Origin of the sequence: Nocardiopsis dassonvillei subsp. dassonvillei DSM 43111, assembly GCF_000092985.1 — a bacterium.
In the GTDB taxonomy this organism is placed as follows: Bacteria; Actinomycetota; Actinomycetes; order Streptosporangiales; family Streptosporangiaceae; genus Nocardiopsis; species Nocardiopsis dassonvillei.
Genome location: NC_014210.1, coordinates 2596910 through 2612673 on the forward strand (window position 1 = coordinate 2596910; position 15764 = coordinate 2612673).

Annotated in this window: 12 protein-coding genes; 10 read left to right on the forward strand and 2 right to left on the reverse strand. The window is 75.3% G+C overall.

The window, feature by feature from the left end; genetic code table 11:
- Nucleotides 1-138: 138 nt before the first annotated feature.
- Together NDAS_RS10755 and NDAS_RS10760 are read right to left on the reverse strand one after the other, a co-directional pair.
- Nucleotides 139-780 (reverse strand): DsbA family oxidoreductase, encoded by a 642-nt coding sequence (locus NDAS_RS10755; protein WP_041552692.1) that lies wholly within the window; start codon nt 778-780, stop codon nt 139-141.
- Between the two features lie 123 nt (nt 781-903).
- A complete protein-coding gene (locus NDAS_RS10760) occupies nt 904-1845 on the reverse strand; it encodes an ADP-ribosylglycohydrolase family protein (protein ID WP_013153204.1) in 942 nt (313 codons plus the stop codon).
- A gap of 278 nt (nt 1846-2123) precedes the next feature.
- On the opposite strand from NDAS_RS10760, the gene nirB reads away from it, so the two are divergent.
- The 10 genes from nirB (at nt 2124) to NDAS_RS10810 (ending at nt 15679) form a co-directional block, all read left to right on the forward strand.
- The gene (gene nirB / locus NDAS_RS10765) at nt 2124-4625 is read left to right on the forward strand and encodes a nitrite reductase large subunit NirB (protein ID WP_013153205.1); all 2502 of its coding nucleotides are present in this window, start codon (nt 2124-2126) and stop codon (nt 4623-4625) included.
- Nucleotides 4622-4993, forward strand: a complete 372-nt coding sequence (gene nirD / locus NDAS_RS10770) for a nitrite reductase small subunit NirD (RefSeq protein ID WP_013153206.1) — start codon at nt 4622-4624, stop codon at nt 4991-4993. The genes nirB and nirD overlap by 4 nt, the downstream gene beginning before the upstream one ends.
- Entirely contained in the window at nt 4990-6165 is a 1176-nt protein-coding gene (locus tag NDAS_RS10775) for a uroporphyrinogen-III synthase (protein WP_013153207.1), read from the forward strand. The genes nirD and NDAS_RS10775 overlap by 4 nt, the downstream gene beginning before the upstream one ends.
- Nucleotides 6166-6235: 70 nt before the next feature.
- A complete protein-coding gene (locus NDAS_RS10780) occupies nt 6236-6928 on the forward strand; it encodes a sirohydrochlorin chelatase (RefSeq protein ID WP_013153208.1) in 693 nt (230 codons plus the stop codon).
- Nucleotides 6929-7142: 214 nt separating this feature from the next.
- On the forward strand, nt 7143-8297 hold the full coding sequence (locus NDAS_RS10785; protein WP_013153209.1) for a protein-tyrosine phosphatase family protein: 1155 nt from the start codon (nt 7143-7145) through the stop codon (nt 8295-8297).
- Between the two features lie 246 nt (nt 8298-8543).
- Nucleotides 8544-9263 (forward strand): septal ring lytic transglycosylase RlpA family protein, encoded by a 720-nt coding sequence (locus tag NDAS_RS10790; protein ID WP_013153210.1) that lies wholly within the window; start codon nt 8544-8546, stop codon nt 9261-9263.
- A 233-nt stretch (nt 9264-9496) separates the two neighbouring features.
- Complete coding sequence (locus NDAS_RS10795) at nt 9497-13093, forward strand: TM0106 family RecB-like putative nuclease (protein WP_013153211.1); 3597 nt, start codon at nt 9497-9499, stop codon at nt 13091-13093.
- Nucleotides 13094-13484: 391 nt separating this feature from the next.
- Nucleotides 13485-13805 (forward strand): hypothetical protein, encoded by a 321-nt coding sequence (locus NDAS_RS10800; RefSeq protein ID WP_041553134.1) that lies wholly within the window; start codon nt 13485-13487, stop codon nt 13803-13805.
- Nucleotides 13806-13861: 56 nt separating this feature from the next.
- Nucleotides 13862-14359, forward strand: coding sequence for a hypothetical protein (locus NDAS_RS10805; RefSeq protein WP_013153213.1), 498 nt, complete (start codon nt 13862-13864; stop codon nt 14357-14359).
- A 78-nt stretch (nt 14360-14437) separates the two neighbouring features.
- Entirely contained in the window at nt 14438-15679 is a 1242-nt protein-coding gene (locus NDAS_RS10810; protein WP_013153214.1) for a site-specific integrase, read from the forward strand.
- Nucleotides 15680-15764 lie beyond the last annotated feature (85 nt).

Here is a 15764-nt window from a genome sequence, read left to right on the forward strand (position 1 = left end):
CCACACCCTCGCGCGCACGGCACCGGGCGCACCTCACCGTGCAGCGGGATCCGCCTCCCCCGGGCGGGGGAGATCGGGCGCCCCGCGCGGACGCCGCCCCGTGCCCGGCCCGGGCCGCGGCCCCGCCGTCGCGTCGGTCTACCCCCGGCCGGTCCGGTGGGCCTTGTCCAGGGCGGACAGCACCACCTCCACGGACTGGGCCCCCGAGATGCCGACCGCGCGGTCCATGACGAAGAAGGGCACCCCGGTCGCACCCAACCGGCGGGCCAGGGCGATGTCCTCGCGCACGTCCTCGGCGTGCTCCTCGCCCTCCAGCACCCGCCGCGCCTCCTGGGGCTCCAGCCCGGCCTCGGCCGCCACCTCCACCAGGACGTCGGCGTCGCTGAGGTCGCGGGCCTCCACCAGCTGGGCGCGCATGAACCGCTCCTGCGCCCGGCCCTCCAGGCCGCGGGTCCGGGCCAGGTGGATCAGGCGGTGGACGTCGAAGGTGTTGACCATGAACCCGCCCGCGAAGTCGTAGTCCAGGCCCTCCTGGGCGGCCACCCGCGTGACCTGCTCGGTCATCGACCGCACCTGCTCGCGGGGCGCCCCCATCTTGCGCGAGAGCGAGTCGTAGACCGGCTCACTCACCCCCGGCGGGAAGGAGGGGTCCAGCTGGAAGCTGCGCCAGCGCACCCGGACCCGGTCGGCGTGCTCGAACAGCTCCAGCGCCCTCTCCAGGCGCCGCTTGCCGATGTAGCACCACGGACAGACCACGTCGGACCACACCTCGACCTGCACAGGCCAACCCCCCACTCACCCACACGTTCCCCAGGCGCCTTTGCCGCTCCGGCTCCGAGCCACCCTAACCGGCACCCGGTACCGGCTACGGCGCGCGGACCCCGCGGCCCCACGGCACGACCCCTAGCCGTCGAGGCCGCCGTCCGCCAGCGCCCAACCGGGCAGCTCCTCGGTGCGCTCGGCCCACTCGGCGGGAACCCGGCCCCCGGGCAGCCCCGCACCCAGGATCCCCGCCACGATCGCGCAGGTGGTGTCCATGTCCCCGCCCGGAGCGACCGCCGCCCACATCGCCGAGGCGAAACTCCCACCGCCCGCACGCGCCCCCGACAGGACCCCGCCGTGCCGGGCCGCCACCCACAGCGTGAACGGCACCGTGTCCAACGCGCTGACCCGGGAGCCGTCGCCCAACTCGGCGGCCGCCCCCAACGGGTCGGCGGTCACCAGCAGCCTGCGGGCGGCGCCCACCGCCTCGCGCACGCGCCCCGGCCGCAGACACCCGGCCACCCCGTCCAGGAAGGGCCCGGGCCCCATCGGCTCGCGCCGTGCCACCAGCGCGGCGGCCACCGCCACCGCGACCGCGCCGTCCACCGCCTCGGGGTGGGTGTGGGTCACCCGCGCGCTCACCGCCGCCTCCCGGGCGGCCCGACCCGGATCGTCGGCGTACCAGGCGCCCAACGGGGCCACCCGCATCGCCGCCCCGTTGCCGAAGGAACCCGACCCCCTGAACGGCTCCGCGGCCAGCGTCCGCCAGTCCCCGCCCTCGCGCACCCGGCGCAGCAGCCGCCCGGTGGCCGGGCCGTACCCGCGGTCGAAGTCGTGGTGGCGGGCGAAGGAGCCCGCCAGCCGGTCGGGGTCCACCCCTTCGCCGCGCACCGCCTCCGCGTACACCGACGCCGCCATCTCGGTGTCGTCCGTCCACTGCCACGGCCCCGGCGGCAACTCCCGCTCCTCCAAGAAGCGCCGGTTGGCCGGAACGAAGAACTGGGAGCCGAAGGCGTCACCCACGGCCAGGGCGGACAGACAGGACAGGGCGCGCGCGGGGCGCGTGGCGGCGAACGTGTGCATCAGCGCCCATCCTGGCCGAGCCGGGGACCGCTGTCCACGCACCGCCCCCCACCGGGCAGGGAGGGACGGGGACACGGCCGAACCCGCGCGGCCCCTGCGGTGTGACCAACCACCCAGGCGGGGCCCGCCCGGCACCCACCCTGGCGCTTCACCCCGCATCACGCACCCGCCACCTGCGGTGGCAGCACATCGAAACAAGCGCGACACATACGGCTGACCGTCGGGAAACACCCGGGAGGTTGCCTGAAACCTGTCCGACCCCGCAGCAGGAGGAGCCCATGGAAGAACTCGTCGTCATCGGCAACGGCATGGTCGGCCACCGCCTCGTCGAGGCCCTGCGCGACCGCGACACCGCCGGACACTGGCACATCACCGTCGTGGGCGAGGAGCCCCGCACCGCCTACGACCGGGTGGCCCTGTCCTCCTACTTCGACGGCGCCAGCGCCCAGGACCTGTCCCTGGGCGACCTGAGCGGCCCCCACGTGGACGTGCACGTCAACGAACGCGCCGTGGGCATCGACCGCGCCAGCCGCACCGTCACCACCGCGAGCGGACGCGTCCTGCCCTACGACCGGCTCGTCCTGGCCACCGGCTCCACGCCCTTCGTGCCCCCCGTGCCCGGCCACGACCTGCCCGGCTGCCACGTCTACCGCACCATCGAGGACCTGGACGCCATCACCGCCTCCGCGCGCGGCGCGCGCACCGGCGTGGTCGTGGGCGGCGGCCTGCTGGGGCTGGAGGCCGCCAACGCCCTGCGCCTACTGGGCGTGCGGGCGCACGTGGTCGAACTCGCCCCCCACCTGATGCCCGCGCAGATCGACGAGGGCGCCGGAGGCCTGCTGCGCACCCTGATCACCGACCTGGGCGTGCGGGTCCACACCGGCTCGGCCTCCACCGCCGTGGAGGCCGGCCCCGACGGCCGCGTGGCCCGCCTGAGACTGGGCGAGGGCTCCCTGGACGCCGACCTGGTCGTGTTCTCCGTGGGCATCCGCCCCCGCGACGACCTCGCCCGCGCGATCGGGCTGGAGGTGGGCGAGCGCGGCGGCATCGTCGTCGACGACACCTGCACCACCAGCGACGCCCACATCCACGCCGTGGGAGAGGCCGCCAACCACCGCGGCACCGTGTACGGCCTCATCGCACCCGGCAACGCCATGGCCGAGGTCGTCGCCGACCGGCTCGTGGGCGGCCGGGCCACCTTCACCGGCGCCGACACCTCCACCAAACTCAAGCTCATGGGCGTGGACGTGGCCAGCTTCGGCGACGCCCACGGCCGCACCCCCGGCGCCCTGGACGTGGTCGTCAACGACGCCGCCAGCGGCCGCTACGCCAAGCTCGTGGTCTCCGACGACGCCACCACGCTGCTCGGCGGCGTCCTGGTCGGCGACGCCTCGGCCTACGCCACCCTGCGCCCCCTGGTCGGCTCCCCCCTGCCCGGCGACCCCCTGTCGCTGATCACCCCCGAGGGCGCCACCCTGGGCGCCGACGCCCTGCCCGACACCGCCCAGATCTGCTCGTGCAACGCCGTCACCAAGGGCGAACTGACCGAGGCCATCTCCTGCGGCAACCACGACGTGCCCGCGCTCAAGGCCTGCACCAGGGCGGGCACCAGCTGCGGCTCGTGCGTGCCCATGCTCAAGCAGATCCTCTCCCAGGCGGGCATCGAGCAGTCCAAGGCCCTGTGCGAGCACTTCCCCCAGTCGCGCGCCGAACTGGTCGAGATCGTGCGCGCCACCGGCACCACCACCTTCTCCGGGCTCATCGCCGCCCACGGCACCGGACACGGCTGCGACGTGTGCAAGCCCACGGTGGCCTCCATCCTGGCCTCCCTGGGCAACGGGCACATCCTGGAGGGCGAACAGGCCACCCTGCAGGACACCAACGACCGCTACCTGGCCAACATGCAGCGCAACGGCACCTACTCGGTCGTGCCCCGCATCCCCGGCGGCGAGATCACCCCCGACAAGCTCATCGTCATCGGCGAGGTCGCACGCGACTTCAACCTCTACACCAAGATCACCGGCGGCCAGCGCATCGACCTGTTCGGCGCCCGCCTCGAACAGCTGCCCGTCATCTGGAAACGGCTGGTCGACGCCGGATTCGAGTCCGGACACGCCTACGGCAAGTCCCTGCGCACCGTCAAGTCGTGCGTGGGCACCACCTGGTGCCGCTTCGGCGTCCAGGACTCGGTGGGCCTGGCCATCCGCCTGGAGGAGCGCTACCGGGGCCTGCGCTCACCCCACAAGCTCAAGGCCGCCGTCTCCGGATGCGCCCGCGAGTGCGCCGAGGCCCGCGGCAAGGACTTCGGCGTCATCGCCACCGACAAGGGCTGGAACCTGTACGTGGGCGGCAACGGCGGCTTCACCCCCCGCCACGCCGAACTCCTGGCCTCGGACCTGGACGAGGACACCCTCATCCGCTACGTCGACCGGTTCCTGATGTTCTACGTGCGCACCGCCGACCGCCTCCAGCGCACCGCCCCCTGGATCGAGTCCCTGGACGGCGGCCTGGACCACCTGCGCGACGTCGTCGTCCAGGACTCCCTGGGCATCGCCGCCGAACTGGAGGAGGCCATGGCCCGCCACGTGGACTCCTACGGCGACGAGTGGGCCGCGGTCCTGGCCGACCCCGACAAGCTCGCGCGCTTCGTCTCCTTCGCCAACGCCCCCGACACCCCCGACCCCACCATCAGCTTCACCACCACCCGCGACCAGCCGGTCCCCACCGCTCCCGTCAGCCTGGGCATGCCCGCCCGCCGACCCCAGGAGGCCACCCGATGACCGTCACCACCCGAGCCCAGCCCACCACCTGGATCGACGCCTGCGCCCCGGCGGGCCTGCGCGTGGAGGACGGGGTGGCAGTGCTGCTCCCCGACGGCCGCCAGGTCGCCGTGTTCCGCACCCGCGACCAGCACCTGTACGCCGTCGACAACATCGACCCCTACACCGGAGCCGCCGTCATCGCACGCGGCATCGTCGGCGACCGCGCGGGCGAGCCCACCGTCGCCTCACCCATGCTCAAGAACGTCTTCTCCCTGCGCACCGGCCAGAGCCTGGACGACGAGCACGTGCGCCTGACCACCTGGCCCGTGCGCCAGACCGACACCGCCGTGCAGATCGGCGCACGCGCCCAGGAGGACACACCGTGAACACCTCCCTGGACGACGACACCGCGGCCCCGCCCGCCCACCGCCCGGCCGAACCCGCCACCACCGCGCCGCTGGCCGGGTTCACCGTCGCCGTCACCGCCGCCCGCCGCGCCGAGGAGATCAGCGCCCTGCTGCGCCGCAAGGGCGCCCAGGTCCTGGCCGCACCGGCCCTGCGCATCGTGCCGCTCAGCGACGACCAGCGCCTGGCCTCGGTCTCCGAACAGCTCGCCCGCCGCCCCGCCGACGTCGTCGTGGCCACCACCGGCATCGGCTTCCGCGGCTGGGTGGAGGCGTGCGAGACCTGGGGCACCGTCGACCCGCTCCTGGCGAGCCTGCGCACCTCGCGCCTGCTGGCCCGCGGCCCCAAGGCCAAGGGCGCCATCCGCGCCGCCGGACTCACCGAGGAGTGGTCGCCGCCCTCGGAGTCCTCCGCCGAGGTCCTGGACTACCTGCTCGCCCGGGGCGTGCGGGGTCTGCGCGTGGCCATCCAGCTGCACGGCGAACCCCTGCCCGACTTCACCGCCGCCCTGCGCCTGGCCGGAGCCGACGTCGTCGAGGTCCCCGTCTACCGCTGGACCCTGCCCGAGGACACCGCGCCCCTGGACCGCCTCATCGAGGCCGTCACCAACGGGGGAGTGGACGCGGTCACCTTCACCAGCGCCCCGGCCGCGGCGGGGCTGCTGGCCCGCGCCCACACCACCGGCCACCAGGCCGCCCTGGTCCGGGCCCTGCGCGGCGACGTCCTGGCCATGTGCGTGGGAGCGGTCACCGCACGCCCCCTCATGGCCCACGACATCCCCACCGTGTGGCCCCAGCGCGCCCGCGTCGGCGCCCAGGTCCGCGCGCTCGCCGAGGAGCTGCCCGCACGCTTTCCGACCCTGTCCGTGGCCGGACACCGCCTGCGCCTGCGCGGCCACGCCGTCCTGGTCGACGGCACCGTGCGCACCCTCTCGCCCACCCTGATGCGGGTGCTGCGCGAGCTGGCGCGCAGGCCCGGCCAGGTCCTGGACCGCACCCGCCTGCTCACCTGCCTGGGCGAGGACGCCGACGCCCACGCCGTGGAGACGGCCGTGGCCCGGCTGCGCACCGCGCTGGGCGACCCCCGCATCATCCAGACCGTGGTCAAACGCGGCTACCGGCTGGCCCTGGACCCGGCCGAACGCACCCTCTGACAGCGCACCGGCCCACCCGACCGAGGGAAAGGAAGAAGCGGACCCCGGCCCCGGCCGTCCGCGCCACGCGATGCACCGACACCCCACCCTGCTGCTGGCCGTCCACGGCACCCGCGACCCCCACGGCACCGCCGTGGCCCACTCCCTGGCCCTGCGCGTGGCCGAGGTGACGGGCCGACCCACCCGCCTGGCCTTCGCCGACGTGCTCGCGCCCAGCGTCGGCGAGGTCGCCGCCCGCACCCCGGGACCGCTGGTGGTCGTGCCCGCGTTCCTGGCCTCGGGCTACCACGTGCGCACCGACATCCCCCACCAGCTCGCCCGCGCCGGACGCGCCGACGCCGTCATCACCCCCGCCCTGGGCGATCACCCCGCGGTCCTGGACACCGCCGTGCGCCGCCTGGTCGGAGCCGGGTACCGGCCCGGGGACGCCGTCGTGCTGGCCTGCGCCGGGACCTCCGACCCCTTCGCGGGCGCCGAGCTGGAGCAGGCGGCCCGGCGCATGTCCCAGCGCCTGGGCACCCCCGTGGAGCTGGGGTTCATCGCCACAGGCGAACCCACCGTCGCCGAACGGGTGGCCCGCCTGCGCGAGCGGGGGCACCGCAGGGTGGCCGTGGCCAGCTGGCTGCTGGCACCGGGGCTCTTCCACGACCGCCTGGCCGGGGCGGGCGCGGACGTGGTGGCGCGCCCGCTGTGCCCGGACCCGGCCCTGGCCCACGCCGTGGCCGCGCGCTACCGCCAGGCCGCCATCGCCCAGCCCGTCTGAACCGGGGGCAGGCCACCGGGGCGGGGAGCGGTACCCACCGGGTCGAGCACCGGTCCGGTGGGGGGAGGGACCCGCCGCACGGCACCGGCCCGCCCCGCCGCGCCCTGCCCGGGCATGGCCACAACCGGCCGCCGGGTGCGCGGGGCCGGCGGCCGGGGAAGACCACCCGTGGGCTCCCCGCCCATCCCGGTCCGCACCGCCCCCGAGGACAGCCATGCCCGCAGTACCCGCGCCCCTGCTCGACTTCCACGACCCCGCCAGCGACCGGGCCGTCGGCGCCCTGTTCGGCGCCCCGACCGCCGCCGCCCTGGTCGGCACCCCACCCTCCCTGGCCGCGCACGCCACCGGACCCGGCACCGCCCACGCCCGCCTGGTCCGCGCCGCGCTCACCGACCTGACCGGACCCGACCAGCCGCCCCGGCCCCCCGGGGACCCCGTCGAGCACGCCTGGGCCGCGGCGCTGCGCACCGCCGCCCGCACCGGCGCCCTGCCCTCCTTCGCCCCCGCCCTGGAGCACACCACCGCCGACGACCCCCTGGGCGCCTCCTGGCGTGCGTTGACACGCACCCGCCGCCCCGCCGAGGACCCCGCCCGCGGCTCCTTCGCCTGCACCCACCTGGTCGACTCCGTCTGGTCGGCCCACGCCGCCGCCGGGGACCGGGCCGCCCTGTACACCGGCACCCTGGCCACCGCCCTGTGGGGCGCCTCCGCCCTGCCCCTGCACGCCCTGCGCCGCCTGTCCGAGACCACCGACCCCCACACCCTGACCACCACCGCCCTGACCACCGCCCGCGGCCCCCACCCCACCCTGTGGCCCGAGCACCCCGTCCTGGTCGCCGAACCCCGCCGCCTGCCGCCCTTCGCCGTCCCCCACCCCCTGGACCCGGGCGTCCTGCTGGGCAACCTCGACCACCTGCGCGCCCACCCCGACACCGTGGACGCCGCGGTCTCGCTGTGCCGCACCCACCCCAGCGACGCACCCCACCTGCCCCCAGCCGACTGGGTGCGGGTGTGGCTGCACGACCGCAGGGGCGCCAACTCCCACCCGCACTTCACCCTGGACGAGGCCGCCGCCGCGGTCGCGGCCCTGCGCGCGGAGGGCAAACGCGTCCTGCTGCACTGCTGGGCGGGCGCCTCGCGCACCCCGGCCGTGGCCACCCGCTACGCCGTCACCGCCCTGGGCGCCCCCGTCCTGCCCACCCTGGCCGCCATGATCCGCACCGTGGGCGGGCACCTGGACAACCCCAGCCTGTCCACCGCCGTCGCCCGGCTCAGCGGCGTGGACCTGCCCGACCCGGCCGCCACCCTCTTCCCCGAGGGCGTGCCGCCCCGGCGCCCCGAACTGCCCGAACCCCACATCACCGGGTGACGGACACCACCGGCCCCTGAGGTGACAAGTTCCACAAACCCTCCCTTTCCGGTACCGTTACCCTCGCGTTACCCCTAGGATCTGCGCCCAGAACCCCGCGCACCACCCGGCGGCCCGCTCCGGGCGCCGCGCCCTCCCGCGGCCCGGGGCGCCGCACCACCCGCGCACCCTGCCACGGCAACCGCGCGCCCCACCCCGGAGCACCCGCGCCGCCACGCCCTGTTCCCGTTCGAAGGACTATCCGTCGTGGGCACACACCAGCCCCAGAACCCGCCGGCCGACGAAGAGGCCACCCGCGCCGACGCGCCCGTGGGTCCCCGCGTGGCCGCCAAGCGCTCCCGCCGCAAGCGCACCCTGATCCTGGCCTCGGCCACAGGGGCCGCGCTCCTGGTGGGCGGCACCGCCGCCGCGGCCGTCATCGCCACCGGCGCCGACCCGGGCAGTGCCACCAACGCCGCGGGCGTCCCCCAGGCAGACCCGGACCCGCTGGTCGCCGACGACGCCACGCCCAACGCCGGGCAGGAGCAGCAGCAGCTCGCCGAGGAGGCCGTCAGCTCCGCCACCCAGCGCTCCAGCACCGACGCCTCCGACATCCTCGAAGAGCCCGAGGAGGAGGAGACCGAGGAGGCCGAGGAACCCGCCGCCGACAGCGGCGGCGACTCCGAGTCCACCGGTCAGGGCGGCACCTGCCAGGCCTCCTACTACGGAGCCGACTTCGCCGGACGCACCACCGCCAACGGTGAGACGTTCGACCCCAACGCCATGACCGCCGCGCACAAGACCCTGCCCTTCGGCACCCAGGTCCAGGTCACCAACCCGAGCAGCGGCGCGTCCGTGACCGTGCGCATCAACGACCGCGGCCCCTACGTGGACGGACGCTGCCTGGACCTGTCCACCGCGGCCTTCGACCAGATCATCGGCACCGGAGCCGGTGTGGGCCAGGTCGACTGGCAGGTCGTGGGGTAACACCCTCCCCACCCGCACGCGTGCGCGCCGCGGCGGCCCGTTCGGGGCCGCCGCGGCGCCGCCGCACGCGGCACACGTTCGGCGCCCAGCCCCAAGACGGCCCCGCCGAACCCTGACCGCCCCTCCCACCGACCCCTCGCACCGCACCCGCCGCGCGTGTGAGCCCCCACACGTCACCGCTTCGTGGCACAATCCCCAGCACCCACACCAACACCACACAGGGGAGCAGGGGCGTGTTCCGCACCACCACCGGTTGGGTCGTCTCACCCACCGACCTCGTCGACACCCTGGAGTGCGACCACCGCAGCGCCCTGAAGACCGCCCTGGCCGCCCGCGTCGAAGGCGCACCCGCCCCCACCGACATCGACCCGCTCGTGGCCCAGCACGGCCTGGCCCACGAACAGGCCGAACTCGAACGCCTCAGCGCCCTGGTCGAGGTCGTCCGCATGCCCGACCCCCGCCCCGAGGACGCCTCCCTGGCCGCGGCCGCCCAGGCCACCGCCGAGGCCATGGCCGCCGGAGTCCCCGTCATCTACCAGGGCAGCTTCCACCACCGCCTCACCGAACCCGACCCCGACGGGCACACGGTGTCCTTCCACGGCCGCGCCGACTTCCTCATCCGCTCCGACCTGGACCCCGCCACCGGCCGCACCCGCACCCCCGCCCCCGCGAACTGGACCTACGAACCCTGGGACACCAAGCTCGCCCGCCGCCCCGGCCCCGGCGCCGTCGTCCAGCTCGCCGCCTACGCCCACGCCGTCAGCGTCGCCACCGGCCACACCCCCCAGCACATGCACCTGCTCACCGGCGACAACCACACCCACACCCTGCCCACCGCCGACTTCACCCCCATCCTGAGCACCGTCACCACCCGCCTGCTCACCCTCCTGGCCAGCGAACCCGCCCTGCCCGCCCCCACCTGGGGCCAGCCCCGCCCCGCCTGCGAGGGCTGCGGCTACCAGGCCTGGTGCTCCCAGGGGCGCACCGCCGCCCGCCACCTGTCCCTGGTCGCCGGACTGCGCACCGACCAGGCCGCCAAACTCACCGACTCCGGACTGGACACCATCGACGCCCTCGCCCGGGCCGACGACGACCAGCGCCCCGCCACCCTGCCCCGCCGCTCCTTCGACCAGCTGCGCGCCCAGGCCGCCCTCCAGGTCCGCCAGGACCGCACCCGCACCCCCGACAACCCCCAGGGCACCGTCACCGCCGAGGTCTTCGCCCCCGACGGCCTGGCCAGCCTGCCCGCCCCCAGCCCCGGCGACGTCTTCTTCGACATGGAGGGCTACCCCTACCACTCCCGCGAGGGCGAACGCGGCCTGGAGTACCTCTTCGGCGCCACCACCGAGGACGCCCACGGAGCCGAGACCTTCCACGCCTTCTGGGCCCACGACCGCGCCCAGGAGAAGAAGGCCCTGGAGGACTTCGTCGACTTCGCCACCGCCCGCGTGGACGCCGACCCCGGCGCCCACGTCTACCACTACGCCTCCTACGAGGTGGACCGCCTCAAACACCTGAGCTCGGAGTTCGCCACCCGCGAGGAGGAGGTCAACCGGCTCCTGCGCGAGAACCGCCTGGTGGACCTGTACACCGTCGTGCGCAAGAGCCTGCGCGTGTCCCAGCGCTCCTACTCCATCAAGTACCTCGAACCCCTCTACCTGCCCGCCGCCCGCTCCGGCGGCGTCACCACCGCCACCTCCAGCATCGACGCCTACGCCGCCTACCTGGCCGCCACCGAGGCCGGCGACCACGACCGGGCCGCGCGGGTCCTGGCCGACATCGCCGCCTACAACCGCGACGACTGCCACTCCACCGCGCGCCTGCGCGACTGGCTGGAGGACCACCGCACCCACCAGGGCATCACCGACCGCCCCCTGGTCCAGCTCGAACTCACCGAGGCCGAGGCCGAACGCGCCCGCAAACGCCAGGAGAAGGCCGCCCGCCACGCCGCCCTCACCGAACCCCTGCTCGACCAGGTCCCCGCCCAGGCCCAGGACCGCGAACCCGACCACCACACCCGCGCCCAACTGGCCGCCCTGGTCGGCTACTACCAGCGCGAGAACCTGCCCCCCTGGCGCGAGCACTACCGGCGCACCAGCGCCCCCCTGACCGACCTGGAGTCCGACACCGACTGCGCCGTGCCCTGGCAGGTGCGCGCGGGGGAGTGGATCGAACCCACCGGCCGCCAGCGCAAGTCCCGCCGCGAACTCTCCCTGCGCCTGGACACCGCCCACCCCCACCCCTTCACCTCCGGCCAGGACGTGCACCTGCTCTACCCCGGCGCCCCCGGGCAGCCCGCCACCACCACCCAGGCCAAGGTCGCCGAGGCCGACGCCGACACCCTGGCCATCACCGAGACCTGCGACCCCGACTCCACCTACTCCCGGCCCCCCGTCGCCGTCCTGCCCGGCTCCCCGGTCAACCCCGCCCCCAAGGACGGCGCCCTGGAGACGGTGGCCCGCACCGCCCTGGACACCCTGCCCGCGTGGCCCCACCACCCCGGCCTGGACGTGCTGCGCCGCATCCCGCCGCGCCTGAGCGCCCCCGGCCCGCTCCCCGACCCCGCCGACCACGACGGCGACCTCATCCAGGCCACCATCGCCGCCGTGGACCGTCTGGAGGGCTCCTACCTCGCCGTGCAGGGCCCGCCCGGCGCGGGCAAGACCTACCTGGCCGCCCAGCTCATCACCCACCTGGCCCGCCAGGGCAGGAGCGTGGGCGTGTGCTCCACCGGCCACAAGGCCGTGGAGAACGTCATGACCGCCGCCCTGCGCGCCGCCGAGGCCGCCGGGGTGGAGGTGGCCGCCGCCAAACGCGCCAAGGGGCGCGGCAAGGACACCGACCAGGACCTGCCCTGGGAACAGCCCTCCAGCCCCCAGGCCCTGGCCAGCTGGCGCGACAAGCACACCGCCCAGGGCCGCCCCGTCCTCATCGGCGGCACCGCCTGGGCCATGTCCAACGCCGCCATGCTCGCCGACCCCCTGGACGTGCTCATCATCGACGAGGCCGGACAGTTCGCCCTGGCCGACACCCTCGCCGTCTCCGCCGCCGCCCGCAACCTCGTCCTGCTGGGCGACCCCCAGCAGCTGCCCCAGGTCGTCCAGGGCACCCACGGTGAGGGCGCCGACGCCTCCGCCCTGCAACACCTCATGGCCGGACGCCAGATCATCGACCCCTCACGCGGCTACTTCCTCGACCAGACCCGCCGCATGCACCCGGCCGTGTGCGCCACCGTCTCCGCCCTGTCCTACCAGGGCCGCCTGCACGCCCACCCCAGCACCGCCGACCGCACCCTGGCCACCCTGGCACCGGGCGTGTACACCCTGCCCACCCCCCACCAGGGCCGCACCACCCACAGCCCCGAGGAGGTCCAGGCGGTGGTGGAGGTGGCCACCCACCTGGTCACCGACAAGGTCACCGACGCCGCCGAGACGCACCCGCGCTCCCTGACCGGCCACGACATCCTCGTGGTGGCCCCCTACAACCTCCAGGTGCGCGCCCTGCGCCGCGCCCTGGCCCGGGCCGCCGACGACCACCCCGCCCTGGAGGGAGTGCGCGTGGGCACCGTGGACAAGTTCCAGGGCCAGGAGGCCGCCGCCGTCATCTGCTCGATGACCACCTCCAACGCCGCCGAGGCCAGCCGCGGCACCGCCTTCGTCCTGGACCGCAACCGCCTCAACGTGGCCCTGTCGCGCGCCCAGCTGGTCGCCGCCGTGGTCTTCTCACCCGACCTGCTCACCACCGCCCCGCGCAGCATCGACGAACTGCGCCTGCTGTCCTCCTTCACCCGCCTGACCGAGGGCGCCCGCCCCTGGCCCGCCCGGCGCTGACCGCCCCGCCCCACGGTTTCGGAGCTGCCTGAGTCAGTGCTAGCTTGGTGAGCGTCGATTCGGATGAGAACCAAGTCCGAATCGGCCTACCGCCGGGCTGGCGGGAAGTGATGTCTGTGGAGCTGATGTAAGACCGACGGGCGGTGCTCCGCCCTCCGAACAGTTCGGTTCGGCAACCAGCGACGAAGCAGAAAGCTCGACCCGCGAGGGAAGAATCCCCCTGCTTTGGATGGGAGAGAGGTCAAACAGCACCGCACGCGCCCCGGGCCCCACACGCCGGGGGCGGCGCCCTGCGTCTTCTGACGGCAAGAACCACCACCCGCACCCCGGTGCGGGCGTGCCCCCGCCCGCCCTGGACCGCCACCCGTTCTCGAAAGGCACCACGGCCCCCGTGTCTGACCGTCCCTCCGCCCCCGGCAACGGCCGCAACACCCGCCACCCCACCGGCATCCGCGTCGTCATCGCCCTGTTGGCCCTGATGTGCCTGGTGCTGGGGCCGGCCGGCTACCTCCGGGGACTCAGCGCCCAGGCCCACGCCGGCTCCGCGGCCGAGTGGTTCACCCTGGCCTTCGGCGCCGCCGTGGGCATCCCCCTGCTGGCCGCCGCCGTGGCCACCGTCGCCGGGGACCGCAGGGCCGCCCTGTGGTCGCTGGCCCTGCTGGCCTGGCCGGTGGTCTTCGTCGTGGCCATCCACCTGGCCCAGGCGCTGTGAACCCCGCCCTCCCGGCGCGGCCCGGCCCCCGCCCGAACCGGCGGTAGGCTACCCACGTGTCACCCAAGAAACGCAAGCGCCGCAAGGCCCAGCGCCCCGACACCGCCCCGCACCAGCAGGAGAGCGCCCCGGAGCCCGGCCCGCTCCCGCCCACGGCGGGCGTCAGCCGCACCCCGGTGGTCCTCACCGACCCGCCCGACCGCAGACTCACCGCCCTGTGGGCGGTGCTGGCCCTGGTGTGGCTGCTGGGCACCCCGCTGGCCCTGGCCAACCTGCTGTTCGTGTTCATGGACCTGCAGGAATCGGTGATCAACGCCGCCCCCGACGCCCCGGTGCCCCCCGAGAGCCTGGACCCGGTCGGCAACGCCCTGATCTGGGTCCTGGTCCTGGCCCTGGCCGTCCCGGCGGCCTCGGCCGTGGCCGCCCTGGTCCTGCGGCGCAGGATCGCCGCGATCGGGTTCACCGCGGCCCTGCTCGTCTCGGCCCTGCCCCTGCTGTGGGTCATGCCCCCGGCCGAACTCTGGGACGCCCTGACCGCCCACCTGTTCGGCTGACACACCGCCCCGACCGCTCCGCCGCCCCGGGCACCCGCGCCGCCTGCCGCCTTCGCACGGGCCCCTGGGCCATCATGGATGACCGTGAACACACCCCAGCCCACCCCCGACCCCGCGCCCGCCCACGAGATCGCCCTGCCCGGGGCCGTGCGCGCCCGCCTGGAACAGGCCACCCCCAGCGTCCTGGTCGACACCCGCGCCCTGGCCCGCGTCCGCGAGCGCTTCGACACCGAACAGGCCCAGACCCTGGGCCGCTACCTGGCCAGCGCCCAGTCGCCCAACACCCTGCGCGCCTACCGCGCCGACTGGACCTCCTTCACCGCCTGGTGCCTGGCCCAGGAACGCCAGTCCCTGCCCGCCGACCCGGTGGACGTGGCCGTGTACCTGGCCGCCTGCGCCCAGGAGCGCACCCCCGACGACACCGGCTGGGCCCTGGCCCCCTCCAGCATCGAACGGCGCGCCGCCGCCATCGCCGCCGTGCACGGCGCCCACGGCCTGGACTCGCCCACCCGCGCCGAGGTCGTGCGCATGACCCTGCGCGGCATCCGCCGCACCCGCCGGGCCCGCCCGCGCCGCAAGGAACCGGTCATCCTGCCCGTCCTGGAGGCGCTGCTGTCGGTGCGCCCGGGCCCCGAACACCCCCACGGGGTGGCCCGCAGACGCGACACCCTGCTGCTGCTGACCGGGTTCGGCGGGGCCCTGCGCCGCAGCGAACTGGCCGCGCTGACCTTCGACGACCTGACCCTGCACACCGACCCCGCCACCGGTGCCCCCGCCCTGGTGGTGGCACTGGGCGCGACCAAGACCGACCAGGAGGGCCGCCACGGCCAACGGGTCGCCCTGCCCCGGGGGCGGCACCGCCACACCTGCCCGGTGTGCGCCTACGCCGACTGGGCCGCCCTGGTCGAGACCCACCGCGCGGGCGGTGAGGAGGCGGTGGCCGCCCTGCTGGAGCGCCCCCGCCCCGAGGGGGCCCTGGCCCATCTGTGCCAGGGCTGGCCGGGCACGGACCTGGCCGACGGCTCCGAGCGCCCCCTGCTGCCCGCCGTGGACCGCCACGGCCACCTCGGGTCGCGCCCGATGTCGGGCCGGGCCGTGGGGGAGCTGGTCAAACGCTACGCCCGCCGCGCCGGGCTGGACCCCGACGACTTCGGCGGGCACTCCCTGAGGGCGGGGTTCGCCACCCAGGCCGCGCTGGGCGGGGCCAGCGACCGCGAGATCATGCGCCAGGGCCGCTGGACCAACCCGCGCACGGTCCACGACTACATCCGCACCGCCAACCCGCTGGAGGACAACGCCGTCACCCGGCTGGGCCTGTGACCCCGCCCTCCTGGGCCCCTTGGGCATCTCAGCTTGCCAACAAACACACCAGTAGTACTCGAAATCACCAGTTAAAGTGCGATCC

Excerpts from the sequence above, each read along its gene's own strand:
- NDAS_RS10810 (WP_013153214.1), top strand. The coding sequence starts at position 14,438 with ATGACCGTGAACACACCCCAGCCCACCCCCGACCCCGCGCCCGCCCAC.
- NDAS_RS10780 (WP_013153208.1), top strand. The coding sequence starts at position 6,236 with ATGCACCGACACCCCACCCTGCTGCTGGCCGTCCACGGCACCCGCGAC.
- nirB (WP_013153205.1), top strand. The coding sequence starts at position 2,124 with ATGGAAGAACTCGTCGTCATCGGCAACGGCATGGTCGGCCACCGCCTC.
- nirD (WP_013153206.1), top strand. The coding sequence starts at position 4,622 with ATGACCGTCACCACCCGAGCCCAGCCCACCACCTGGATCGACGCCTGC.
- NDAS_RS10785 (WP_013153209.1), top strand. The coding sequence starts at position 7,143 with ATGCCCGCAGTACCCGCGCCCCTGCTCGACTTCCACGACCCCGCCAGC.
- NDAS_RS10760 (WP_013153204.1), bottom strand. The coding sequence starts at position 1,845 with ATGCACACGTTCGCCGCCACGCGCCCCGCGCGCGCCCTGTCCTGTCTG.